A 12,449-nucleotide genomic window follows, 5' to 3' on the forward strand; every position below is an offset into this window, starting at 1 on the left:
ACCCTTAACTGCCCGTGGTGCCGTCGCAGACCCAAAAGCCCATTATCAAGGCCGAGGTGGCCCTCTGTTCAAGCCTGACAAGGCAGAGAATGGGCTTTTGGGGCGCGATCCTGCGGGCTGGGGCAATTTGTACGCACTGCTGCGTTATTCGCCGCTTATTGGGGACACCAAACATCACGGCTCACGGCTTGCTCTGCGTGCAAATGACCGCCAGCGGCGCTCGTCTCCGGTTAAGAGTCACAGCCTAGCTGTGGCCTGCCAAAACGACGATTAATCAGTACCGGTAAAGCCTCCCGTGCCTGCGACAGACGTTCGGGGTTAATATCTGCGAACACCAGAGCAGGGCCTTCCGCTGCGCGTGTAATTGCCACGCCGAGCGGATCCACAACCATGCTGTTCCCGATATTGCGTTCACCACATTCGCCAACGGCGATGACATAACAGGTATTTTCCAAGGCACGCGCGGTAACCAGCACCTCCCAGTGCCACTCTTTCAGTGGGCCTTTCACCCAGGCCGCGGGCAATACCAATACCTGCGCACCGTCTACCACCAAACGCCGTGCTAATTCGGGAAAGCGCACGTCGTAGCACGTCATCAGGCCCACTTTCAGACCAGCGACTTCCACCAGTGGCGGTACTTCGTCACCGGGGATCACATTTTTTGACTCTTGCACGGCAAAGGCATCATAAAGATGCAGCTTGCGATAGGCGCTGAGTAACTCGCCGTTACGTAAGGTAATCAATACGTTGAACACTCTACCATCATCCGCAGGAACATGAATGGTGGTCATCACTGTTAATTCACTGCCGAGGCTGGCTTGCCGCAGTTGTTGAACAAAGGGGCCATCCAACGGTTGGGCAGATTTCAGCACGAGATCGGGATCGGCAATATTACGTGCCAGTATTCCCTCTGGAAGCACCAGCAGATCGGCACCCGCCTGAACGGATTGCGCCATCAGATTGACACAGATATCCGCATTTAACTGCCATTGCGGCTCAACGGCAAACTGCCCCAGTGCAACCTTCATCATCTATCTCCTACTCTTCAGGCCGCTTACGCCCGGTCAGTTTGGCAAAAAGGGAACAGCTCACTCGGCGTTAGGCGGCGTTCGACAATCCCCTGACGATATAACTCCTCGGCAAAAGCATCGATCATCGGAAGATTGACGCTATAACCGTTCTGGTTCCAGTTCGCTGGCAATAACTGTGCGGTGCGTCTTAACTCATCCAGCAGCCATGGTGTGGTGTCGGCATACTTGAGCCGTTTCTCTAGCCACAGTTGCGCCGAGTGGTCGATCACTTCGCTCAGGGCCGCAGGCAACCAGGGGAACTCTTCCACCAGCGCCGGCTTGAAAGCCAGCAGATGGATCCCCGGTACAAAACCAACCCGTTTGAAGTAGTCGCTTTCTGCCTGGCAAAAATCCACCTGAAGTTGCCGTAGGCCAGAGCCAGCCGCAAAAAAATCTTCAGGCATGAAGGCAGTAAAAATCGCATCCAGCTCACCGGCCTTCAGCAGTTCGAGCAGTGGGCGCTCATCGGGTGCGGCTTCAATAACCCCAGGGCGGCCAAAACCCGCCAACCGATCTTCTATCGGGTCTTGTGCCGTCAAACGCCCGACAAACCACCTTGCATCTTCTACCTCAATGCCGACTTCACGCAGCAGCGCACGTGTCCAGGTATTACCTGAATCCTGCCACCCAGTTAAACCAATGCGCTTACCTGCTAATTGATCCAGGCTGGTTAATGGACTGTTTTCAGTGGTAATAATGCAACGCTGACGAAATCCGCGCATCAAAAAATGGGGGATCGCCAATAATGAACACTCATTGCGGGCGATGGATTGGGCATAACGGCTGAAAGACACTTCTCCGGCGTCGTAATCAGGGCTACTGGCCAAATCCCCACCCAATGAGGTTACTCGATGTAGTTCAAGTTCGAATCTGCTGGGCTTTATGTCGCCGAGTGCAAGTGGCGTCAAGTAATCCCAATCTCTTACGGCAACTCTAATTCTTGGTATCACTGTGGTTCCCCGGTGCTGGCTTAAATAAATAACTAAAAAAACATAATTTTTATTAACTAATAGCTTCCGATTTCTTCGATACTAATTGTTTAAATTTGGATATACAATCCAATCTTTGTTATTGAACAAAGGTTATTTTGTGAACACCAAGATCGAGTTGGAGAAGTTTGCCCAGCACATTGAAGAGCGGACTATTCGCGGAATTGCCACCGGTACTGCAGCGTTAATCCGCTCTGGGGCGATAGAGATTGGTTCCCAACTCCCCTCGGTCAGGGAACTGGCAGAGATTTTGGGCGTCAGCCCCGCTACGGTGTCTGCTGCCTGGAGCCAACTGCGTAAGCAGAAAGTGATAGCAGGAACCGGGCGTAATGGCGTCTGGGTCTGTGGCAATAAACTTAATCCGCATCCGGTTCGTTTCGAGAGGATTGGTAATTTCGGCAAACATATTATTGCCGATCTGATGCTTTCGGTTCCTGACCCGCAGTTGCTACCCAATCTGGCGCAGCCGCTTCTGCAAGGGATACAGGTAGATAACCTTAACAGCTACCAACGTGAGCCCATTGTTCCCCAACTGGAAGAGGCCGTCAGCCAAAGCTGGCCCTATCAGGCTGCCGCTTTTCTGGCGGCGGATGGCGGCTTTGACGGCATGCACTCGACGCTGCAAACGCTGATCGAGCCAGGTTCCGTGGTTGCCATTGAAGATCCTACAGCAGCACGCTTACTGGATATGCTGGATAACATCAATGCACAGGTAGTGCCGATTGCTTGTGACGATGAAGGTCCTCTTCCTTACGTTCTTGCCGAGGCACTGCACAAAAAACCTGCCGCCTTTATCTATCAACCGCGCACCCATTCCGCGACCGGCAATAGCGTCAGTGAACAGCGGTGGCAAGAACTTGCCCGGTTGTTGGAAAATACATCAACGCTGATCGTTGAAGATGATGGGATCGGTGAACTGTCTCGCCATCCGGTCTATAGCCTTGGTAGCCGGTTCCCGGATCGTACCATCCATGTTCGTTCCTTCTCCAAAGCTTATGGCCCCGATCTCAGATTGGCCGTACTTTCGGGCCCGAAAGAAATGATCCGCCAGATCCAGTCATTCCGTAACTTTGGTGCAGGCTGGAGCAGCAGAATACTGCAGCAGGCGTTGGCCTGGTTGCTGACTGACGCAGAGACTCAGCAACGGCTGGAGGAAGCCCGCGTTATCTATGCACAGCGTCGGGAGTCTCTACGGTTGGCACTGGCAAATCGCGGTTTACATCTGGCAGAAAAGGACGGCCTTAGCCTGTGGCTCCCGGTGCCCTCGGAGCAGTTTGCGTTGATCACGCTGGCGGCTCGTGGCATTGCGGTACTGCCAGGAGAACGATGCCGCATCGGTGGGCAACAGCACATCAGGGTCAGCACCAGCATACTGTTACCTGAGCAGGTGGATACAATTGCCGACGCGCTGATTATTGCCGTTAGCGGGATTTAGGCTTGCACGCGAGCGCCGCTAGCGGTCATTTGCACGCAGAGCAAGGTGTGATCCGTGAGGATCGGCGTAAGAGTAAAGCGCCCGCGCTGGGCAGACGGGGCGCTTTTTATATGGGGATAGGGCATTTTTGCTGCCGATCCCCCTGACCATTAACAGCCTGGATTATGAGATTGTTAACTCAGGCGCTCAATAATCATCGCGGTACCTTGGCCCCCGCCGATACACAGTGTCGCCAGCCCCAAGGTTTTATCTCTGGCCTGTAGGGCGTGCAGCAGGGTGACCAGAATACGTGCACCACTGGCACCTATCGGATGACCTAGCGCGATAGCACCGCCGTTGACGTTAACTTTGTCCGCCTCGAATCCCAGAATTTTGCCTACCGCCAAAAATTGCGCCGCGAAAGCTTCATTGGCTTCAATCAAATCGATATCTGACAGTGCCAGCCCGGTTTTTTTCAGTGCATTAAGGGTTGCCGGTACCGGCCCCATCCCCATCAGTGCCGGTGCCACACCACCACTGGCATAGCCGCGAATGCGAGCCAGTGGGGTTAAACCTGACTGGCGTGCGTGTTTCTCAGACATCACGACCAACGCTGCCGCACCATCATTAATACCTGAAGCATTGCCGGCGGTTACGCTGCCGTCTTTGCTAAACGCCGGGCGTAATTTGGCCAAACCCTCCGCCGTGGTGGCGGCTTTAGGGAACTCATCGGTATCGACGACAATATCGCCTTTACGGTTTTTCACCGTTACTGGCACTATTTCTTTCGCGAAAGCGCCGCTTGCAATAGCGGCTACCGCTTTCTGTTGCGATAACAGCGCCAGCGCGTCTTGCGCTTCACGGGTAATGCCATATTCCTTGGCGACATTCTCAGCAGTGATCCCCATGTGGTAATCATGTGTGGCACACATCAAACCATCTTTCAGGATCACATCGTGCAACTGACCGTCACCGAGTCGATAGCCCCAACGCGCCTTACTGTCCATCAGATAGGGAGCCTGACTCATATTTTCCATGCCGCCAGCAATAATGGTTTGCGCATCACCGGCTAAAATGGCCTGTGCGGCTAACGCCACGCTTTTCAGGCCGGAACCACAGACCTTATTGACGGTATAAGCGCTGACGGTATCAGGTATGCCACTTTTCAAGAGCGCCTGCCGAGCCGGGTTTTGGCCTAATCCAGCCTGAAGCACATTACCTAAAATAACCTCATCAACGCTGTCGCCGCCGATCCCGGCTCGCGCCATCGCTTCATGGAGCACGAGAGAACCTAGATCTACCGCGCTGACCGGTGCCAATGCACCATTAAAACTGCCAATTGCCGTGCGTACTGCGCTGACGATAACAATACTGTCCATAAATCGATTCCTTATATAACGACGCTAGAATAGGGTGAGGCCGATAATGAAGATGACGCCAGAGAACAGCAGGGCAGTAACGCAGTAGCCCATAATGTCCCGGACCCCCAGACCGGCAATTGCCAATGCGGGCAGTGCCCAGAACGGTTGCGCCATGTTCATCCACTGTTCGCCATAGGCGATAGCCATCACTGACTTACCTAAATCGGCCCCTAGAGCCTGAGCCGCAGGAATAACGAATGGCCCCTGGATCACCCAATGACCGCCGCCTGATGGCACAGCAAAGTTAATCAGCGCCGAGCTGAAGAAGGTCATAATCGGGAAGGAGTCTTTGGTAGCGACGTTGATGAAGAATTCGGTGATCAGGCCACCAAGACCGGAGTGCTCCATCATGAGCTGAATACCGGCATAGAACGGGAACTGAACCAAAATACCCGCTGTGCTCTTAGCCGCCGCAGAGACAGCGCGCATATAGGCCATTGGGGTTTTATGCAGCAAAATACCGGCAATCATAAACATCATGTTTACGGTATTAATCGTGATATTGAAGCCCTTTTCCCAGAAGCTCATGCCTAAATAGGCAATACCTAGTGCGCCAATGATGAAGGCGATAATGCGGCTTTCTTCCATTTTTTCTGCAACAGGCGCATCGGCAGATAAAGTTTTTTGGAAGCTGGGTTCTTCCGCCAGCAATGCTGGATCTACACTCACCACTTCATGTGGTTTCGGTACCATCATGCGAGTGACGAAAGGCATTACCAGGATCAGGCCCAAAGTGATAAACAGGTTGTAGCCAGTGAACAGCGTATCGGACACCGGGATCAAACCGGCGACATGCTCCACTGGATTGCCCGGCGTAGCGGCGAGCAGTGGCATAGAGCCAGAGAAGCCGCCACCCCAGGTCAGGAAGCCGATGTAAGCACAGGCAATCAACAGCGGGTAATCAGAGCCGGGAACACGGCGGGCCACTTCGCGGGCAAACATCGCTCCGACCACCAGGCCGAATCCCCAGTTGATGACACAGGCTACCGAACCGAGGAAGGTCACTAGCATCACACCCTGAGCTGGCGTTTTGGCCACCGAAGCGGTGAGTGTCAGAATACGCTTGACCGGAGCGGAGGTTGCCAGAGCATGGCCGGTGACAATAATCAGCGCCATCTGCATGCCGAATCCCAGCAGATTCCAGAAACCATTACCCCACATCTGCACCATATCAACCGGTGTATGCGGAGTGAGTGCCAGTGCGATAACAAAGGTCAGCATCGTCAGCAGCATGGCGAAAATCAGCGGGTCGGGCAGATAACGGCTAACGAAACCGGTTAGAAAACGGGAGATGCGGCCAATCATACGGCACCTTCCTCAAGCGCTACCGGCATGGCTCTGAAGTCTGGTGATACCAAGAATTCTGCCCCGGTTTTTGCCAGAATGGTTTCCAGCGCTACATCCGGAGCGTGCTCTTTCAGGACCAGCTTGCCCTGTTCGAAGCTGAAAACCGCCAGTTCAGTCACCACCAGGCTGACTTTATTTTTAGCGGTCAGCGGCAGTGAGCAGTGCTTGAGGATCTTGGATGAGCCATCTTTTGCGCAATGTTCCATGGCGATGATCACCCGCCGTGCTCCGGTAACCAGATCCATCGCACCGCCCATACCAGGAACCATTTTCCCCGGAACCATCCAGTTGGCGAGGTTTGCCTGCTGATCGACCTGCAAGCCGCCAAGTACGCTGACATCAACGTGGCCACCACGAATCAAGGCAAAGGAGAATGCGCTGTCGAAGGCTGCACCGCCGGGCAAAATACCGCAGGGTAAGCCGCCAGCGTTAACCAGATTAGGGTGGGCTTCTGTAACCGGTGCCAAACCAAGAAAACCATTTTCAGATTGCAGGGTAATGTGAATATCGGTGGGTAAATAGTTGACTACCTGAGTGGGTAACCCGATGCCCAGATTAACAATGTCCCCATCATGTAACTCAAGGGCAACGCGACGAGCGATAAGTTCTTTAGCGTTCATTATTGGTTCTCCTGCGGGCATACAATGTGGTCAATCAACGCGGCGGGGGTGATAACGCAATCAGGGGTAATGCTGCCAATATCCACCACAGATTCTGGCTCTGCGATAACCGTGTCAGCGGCTAGCGCCATCAGCGGGTTGAAGTTACGGGCGCTTAACTGGTAGGTCAGGTTGCCCTGATAGTCGCTGAGATGAGCGCGTATCAATGCCAGATCGGCGCGTAAAGGCAATTCCAGCAGATATTCAGTATCGTTCAGCGTGATTTTCTGTTTGCCCTCTTCGACGACGGTGCCAACGCCGGTGGGTGTCAGGAAACCACCAAGCCCGGCACCGCCACAGCGGATACGTTCGGCCAGTGTGCCCTGCGGGACCAGCTCAACTTCCATTTCGCCCGAGATCATCCGGCGGCCGGTTTCAGGGTTGGTGCCGATATGTGAAGCGATGACTTTTTTCACTCTGCCGCTGGCGACTAATGGCCCTACGCCGGTATCGACAAAGGCGGTATCGGTAGTGATTAAGGTTAGATCTTTTACGTTAGAAGCCAGCAATGCTGAAATAAGGCGGGGTGGTGCACCAACGCCCATAAAGCCACCAATCATAATGGTCATGCCATCATGGAAATATTCCGTAGCCTGTTTAATATCGATGAGTTTTCTTTTCATAGTAATCCCTTATATTTGATACTAAAAAATAGTTTCAATTAAGGAATTGCAACGTCCATGCCAACTAATACTCTGCTTTTTTTATTGATTGAGATAAATCTAACAGATTGATATTTGGTGGAATAATATGGCTTGTATTTATATTGGTTAATGGAGTGTTGAATTAATTAACAGTGAGGTGTGCAATTTCTTGCACAGGGGTGCACATTTTGTTTGCCCGGTTCTTCAACAGAATAAATAAGTGAAAAATAGATAAAAATGTGAAGTAACGCCTGATTATCTAGATAGCGTTATCTCAGGCGTTATTTTAGTCAGTTTCAGTAGCACAGTTAATATTTATTTATACCTCATCCAGAGGGGCCTGTGATTGCGAATCAATGCGGTACTCTTGTAATTTATACATTAATGCTCGCCGGCTAATACCTAAGGCCCGTGCTGTTTTAACCCGGTTATCCTGATTTTCCGCCAGTGCTGAGCAGATCAATTCCCGTTCGTAAGCCTTAACATTTTCTTTTAAATTCAATCCCTGCTCGGAAAATACACCTCGATTAATATTGGGTTGAGCAGGCTTTTTTTGTTGCAAATGTTCCGGCAAATCATCAGGAAAGATGATAAATCCGGTACTCATAATCACTGCCCGTTCGATAGCATTGGATAATTCCCTGATGTTACCCGGCCATGGATAAGCATCTAGAATAGCCTGTGCGCTGGCATCGATCTCTATAATCTCTTTGCCGTTTTCTGCATTGAACTTTTGCAGAAAATGCCGGGCTAACAGCGGGATATCTTCGGGTCTTTCGCGCAGCGGGAGCGGGGAAAGATGGATCACATTCAGGCGGTAAAAGAGATCTTGTCTGAACTCGCCTTGTTCCACCATGGCTGACAGATTGCGATTGGTCGCAGCAATAAGCCGGATATCGGTTTTAATGGTTTTGCTGCCACCCAGCCGCTCAAACTCTTTTTCTTGCAGCACCCTTAGTAGTTTGACCTGAAGGTTGTGTGGCATTTCGCCGACTTCATCCAGCAGCAGTGTTCCAAGATTGGCCCGTTCAAACAGCCCCTGGCGCTGTATATGTGCGCCGGTAAAGGCCCCTTTCTCATGGCCGAAGAGCTCACTTTCTAATAAGGATTCCGGCAGCGCGCCGCAGTTGATCTTGATAAATGGGCCCTTGGCTCGCGGGCTGTTGTAATGAATCGCTTTAGCAATCAGCTCTTTACCCGTGCCACTTTCACCGGTTATCAACACGCTGGCGTGACTCATGGCTATTTTTGCCGTATCGCGGCAAAGTTCCATCATTTTGGCGCTGTTAGTGAGTAATCGGCCCCACTGGTAACTGTCAGATAAAGCGCGATGCAGGCAGTTGATTTCCTGTTTCATCTCCTGCAACTGCATTGCACGGCCGATAATGATTTTCAACTCATCCAAATCAAAGGGTTTAATCACATAATCAAAAGCGCCTAAGCGCAGAGCTTCAACCGCCGTTTCTACTGCGGCATAGGCGGTCATCAGTATTACCGGTGTTTCTTGGCATGTCTGGCGCATGACTTGGAGTGCTTCAAGGCCACTGATTTTTGGCATGCGGATATCCATCAGCACAATATCCGGGGCTTGCTGTTTGAATTGTTCCAGTGCTTGCTGCCCGTCAGCGGCACAGATAGGTTGATGGCCGCCAAGACTAAAGGCCGTGGTCAGCATGCGGCGAACGTTTTCTTCATCATCAACGATCAGAATGCGGTAGGATTTTTTCATCATAGACTCCCTGCGTCATGCTTTATTGGCAATGTAATAACGAACGTCGTTCCTTTATTCGGCTGGCTTTCTAGCCAGATCTCGCCGTCGTGTGCGGTAATAATGCGTTGGCTGATAGATAACCCCAATCCGGTTCCCGAAGGCTTGGTGGTATAGAATGGATCGAAAACCTTCGATTTGATCTCATCAGCAATACCACAGCCGTTGTCCTGAATGGTTATTTGTTGATGGTTTTCATCCAGGACTTTGGTCGAAATAATAATTTCCCCTCTGGCTGCAATAGACTGGACAGCATTAATCAAAATATTAAGCAGCACCTGCTTTAATAGTTCACCATCCGCTTCTATGTCGCTTAATCTATCATCCAGATGAACATGAAAATCAACTCTTGCTTCTATACCTTTGGTTTTTACCAGGATCAGGCTCTCTTTGAGGATCTGATTTAAATTAACCTGATGATAGCGACCAATACGTGGGCGAGAAAAGTCGAGCAGTTGCTGAATGACGCGATTAATCGACTGTACCTCTTTCAGAATAATATGGGTATATTCCAGCCGTTGTGGATCTTTTTCACTGTCTTTGAGAATTTGTACAAACCCACTAATGGCCGTTAATGGGTTGCGAACTTCATGAGCGACCCCGGCCATTAACTCACCCAGCGTTGCCAGCCGTTCCGCCTGTTCAATCCGGCGCTGTACTTCTTTTTTGGCGGTCAGATCCGTGAATATTGCCAGCGCGCCTAAGGTTTCCCCTTGCGCATTGTGCAACTGGCTGGTGCTGATACTGAGCTGTATGGTGCGAGTTTTTCCAGGATAATCAATTTCTAACGCGACATGTTTGATACCACGAAATAATGTATCCAGAACCGGGCTATTAAAATCTACTTTTTCAAACACTTCTGCATAAGGCTTACCCACCAGTTCCCTACGGTTGTAACCGGTGATGAGCTCCCCTGCCGGATTGATCATAGTAACGCAGCCATTAATATCGACCGAAATAACCCCATCGGCGGCGCTTTCAAGAATAAGCTCATTGAGCGTTTTGGTTTCACGCAGCGCACGGGATAAGGCGTTAACGCTGTCAGCGATCTCCCCCATCTCCCCCTGCATTGCAGGAAGCTCAGTATTTAGATCCAGAGGTAAATTGGCCAGGTTGGTTTTTATAACCTCAATATCTGAGGCGAAACGACGTGAAGATGCAATTATCAACCCTAAGCTTAGTAATAGGCCGATGCTGATCACCAGGATAATTTTTATATCCATCGACAGCGCCTGACGATCAATATCATTTGACAGTTCGTTGGCCCAGATATAACCGAGGATCTGGTTATCGCGCTTGATGGGGATCATAGCGTTCATAATGTTGCCACGGACCTGAGTACCGCTACTCACCAGCGGTTTGCCGTTTGCCATCACTTCATGGCCGGGGTGATCGAGATTGATCGAAATACCGACCGCATTGCCGTACTGCGCCTGCGGGGCGTAAGTAATAATGGCATCCAGCTCTTTGTTATAGTAACCCGCACCGACACCGGAAAAAGCACTGGTAATCTCATCGGTAACCGGTGCCAGATGATGATTCAATGCTTTGATGCGCTCTGCCCTGGGCAGCTCATGATAAAGAGTAAAACTGTCTGCCAGGGCATTATCCAGTAAAGAGGTGACGGCAAACAGCTTGGCTTTTTTCTCTTGCAGCAGGGCTTCACGTCCTTCGGTTTCAACCAGATAGCCGATGACTAACGTTGGCAGCGAGACCATTATTATTGCCAGCACAACCATTTTACCGCGCAATGTGTGCGGGAGCAGTTTTTGGACGAAGGCGTTTAAACCCGGTAATAATGAATACATACAGACCAGATCCTGGCGTTATCGTCTGTCGGTCAGGGCCAACGGATGCTTTTCATTATCGAACCAATAACCCTGTTTACGTGCCAGCGCCAGAGCCGGTTTCAGGCTGGCTGGGCTGTAATATGCATGCTGAGTGTACGCATGGAGTCTCTTTTTACGCAATAGCTGTGCGAACCAGTGCCGTGTCGCTTGATTGCCGGGCTCTGGGCCTGGATGATGCCGATTTACAGTTGGTCGTCCGGCAACAAGCCAAGATTGCACCTTCCATGGGTTATGGATTTGGTGAGCAAGGGAAAGGGTTTATCCGCATCAATCTTGGCCGCCGCGTACCTATCTGGAGATGGCCGTGGCTGGGCTGGCGAAGCTCAATCCTTGAGTTTTATATTGAACGATAAAGGGCACGCCAAATGCACACAGGAAAGGTACCTTTCAGGATGCTGGTAAAAATTACCGAACAAGCAGATCCAGCCAATCTGGGTTCTCAATTTTACGGGAATAGGGCAGCATTGCACGATTAATCAGCTCAAAGAATTCTGACACCTCCATCCTTGCTGCTTCGCTTGTGCTAGGACCCTCCCATTCATCAAAGAGATGCCAGTAAAGCGATTTCAGGGTATCGACCACCGCCGCGAAAATCTTTACGTCAGGTTCAAGCCAATGACACACCAGAAAATACATTTTCTGTTCTGCATCATGGATGGACGCACACTGGGAAAGTTGACTCATAAATAGCTTGATCCAGACCAATGCTGCTGTTTTTAGCGGTGGCAGATCTATCCGCTGCTCTGCCATGTACCGTGACATATATAATTCAACCTCGGTCCGTTCAGGTTCATTATCAAGCCCCAGTGAAGCGAGAATTAAAAGAGTCTCCGAATCATTTCCTTCGGTGATTTGATCTTCAGCCCATGCAATGATCAGGCAGTCCAGATCATTGTGGAGAAAGTGATATTTCCGCGAAAAAACAAGCAGCCCGAGAAGATCATTGAGTGTGTATAGAGATGGCATCTGATATTCCTTTACCTGTATTGTTTACATGAACCCTGGCAGTGATAATTTCTGAGTCCATCATTAATTGAACGGTGGGTCTATGTAACCGAATGAAACTCCAATTAACCTTCATTTTATCTTAACTATTGATATAAATTCTATAAAGTGTAGTGGCATACCGGTTTTGGCCACATAAGCAGAAGTGTGAAATGTCCGCTCTTGGCACAGGCTGTGTGAAAACGTTTTTGATCGCATAAGCTGCCAAAAACAGAGCTGAAAACCGCGTCCCTACGTAAAATTTGACTCTGCTAACCAGCCGAACGATTTCAGATTTTGCAT

General features: G+C 50.7%; 10 protein-coding genes and 2 pseudogenes. 2 read left to right on the plus strand and 10 right to left on the minus strand.

All coding sequences use genetic code 11. The features are described 5' to 3' along the window. Positions 1 to 230 precede the first annotated feature (230 nt). Together SAQUA_RS02880 and SAQUA_RS02885 are read right to left on the minus strand one after the other, a co-directional pair. Positions 231 to 1,028: a deaminated glutathione amidase gene (locus SAQUA_RS02880; RefSeq protein ID WP_380678232.1), complete on the minus strand. Its 798-nt coding sequence runs from the start codon at positions 1,026 to 1,028 to the stop codon at positions 231 to 233. Between the two features lie 26 nt (positions 1,029 to 1,054). Continuing rightward, entirely contained in the window at positions 1,055 to 2,017 is a 963-nt protein-coding gene (locus SAQUA_RS02885) for a nitrate ABC transporter substrate-binding protein (RefSeq protein ID WP_380678234.1), read from the minus strand. Positions 2,018 to 2,159: 142 nt separating this feature from the next. On the opposite strand from SAQUA_RS02885, the gene SAQUA_RS02890 reads away from it, so the two are divergent. Further along, the gene (locus SAQUA_RS02890) at positions 2,160 to 3,494 is read left to right on the plus strand and encodes an aminotransferase class I/II-fold pyridoxal phosphate-dependent enzyme (RefSeq protein ID WP_380677624.1); all 1,335 of its coding nucleotides are present in this window, start codon (positions 2,160 to 2,162) and stop codon (positions 3,492 to 3,494) included. A gap of 173 nt (positions 3,495 to 3,667) precedes the next feature. Here SAQUA_RS02890 and SAQUA_RS02895 read toward each other — a convergent pair whose 3' ends face one another. The 7 genes and pseudogenes from SAQUA_RS02895 to SAQUA_RS02925 all read right to left on the minus strand — a co-directional run. Beyond that, positions 3,668 to 4,852, minus strand: a complete 1,185-nt coding sequence (locus tag SAQUA_RS02895; RefSeq protein ID WP_380677626.1) for an acetyl-CoA C-acetyltransferase — start codon at positions 4,850 to 4,852, stop codon at positions 3,668 to 3,670. Between the two features lie 24 nt (positions 4,853 to 4,876). Beyond that, positions 4,877 to 6,199, minus strand: a complete 1,323-nt coding sequence (locus SAQUA_RS02900; protein ID WP_380677628.1) for a TIGR00366 family protein — start codon at positions 6,197 to 6,199, stop codon at positions 4,877 to 4,879. Next, entirely contained in the window at positions 6,196 to 6,861 is a 666-nt protein-coding gene (locus SAQUA_RS02905) for a 3-oxoacid CoA-transferase subunit B (RefSeq protein ID WP_380677630.1), read from the minus strand. The genes SAQUA_RS02900 and SAQUA_RS02905 overlap by 4 nt, the downstream gene beginning before the upstream one ends. Next, positions 6,861 to 7,523, minus strand: coding sequence for an acetate CoA-transferase subunit alpha (atoD, locus tag SAQUA_RS02910; RefSeq protein WP_380677632.1), 663 nt, complete (start codon positions 7,521 to 7,523; stop codon positions 6,861 to 6,863). Before atoD ends, SAQUA_RS02905 begins: the two co-directional genes overlap by 1 nt. A 340-nt stretch (positions 7,524 to 7,863) precedes the next feature. After that, the gene (gene atoC / locus SAQUA_RS02915; protein WP_380678236.1) at positions 7,864 to 9,273 is read right to left on the minus strand and encodes an acetoacetate metabolism transcriptional regulator AtoC; all 1,410 of its coding nucleotides are present in this window, start codon (positions 9,271 to 9,273) and stop codon (positions 7,864 to 7,866) included. Further along, positions 9,273 to 11,120 (minus strand): two-component system sensor histidine kinase AtoS, encoded by a 1,848-nt coding sequence (gene atoS, locus SAQUA_RS02920; protein WP_380677634.1) that lies wholly within the window; start codon positions 11,118 to 11,120, stop codon positions 9,273 to 9,275. The genes atoC and atoS overlap by 1 nt, the downstream gene beginning before the upstream one ends. Before the next feature lie 33 nt (positions 11,121 to 11,153). Beyond that, a pseudogene (locus tag SAQUA_RS02925) lies at positions 11,154 to 11,288 on the minus strand (IclR family transcriptional regulator); the annotation flags it as partial. Positions 11,289 to 11,308: 20 nt separating this feature from the next. On the opposite strand from SAQUA_RS02925, the pseudogene SAQUA_RS02930 reads away from it, so the two are divergent. Next, positions 11,309 to 11,496 (plus strand): annotated as a pseudogene (locus SAQUA_RS02930) (aminotransferase); the annotation flags it as partial. A gap of 71 nt (positions 11,497 to 11,567) precedes the next feature. Here the strand turns inward: SAQUA_RS02930 and SAQUA_RS02935 are convergent. Next, positions 11,568 to 12,128, minus strand: a complete 561-nt coding sequence (locus SAQUA_RS02935; protein WP_380677636.1) for a hypothetical protein — start codon at positions 12,126 to 12,128, stop codon at positions 11,568 to 11,570. Positions 12,129 to 12,449: the final 321 nt, after the last annotated feature.

It is taken from the genome of Serratia aquatilis (assembly GCF_044865145.1).
Classification (GTDB): Bacteria; Pseudomonadota; Gammaproteobacteria; order Enterobacterales; family Enterobacteriaceae; genus Chania; species Chania aquatilis.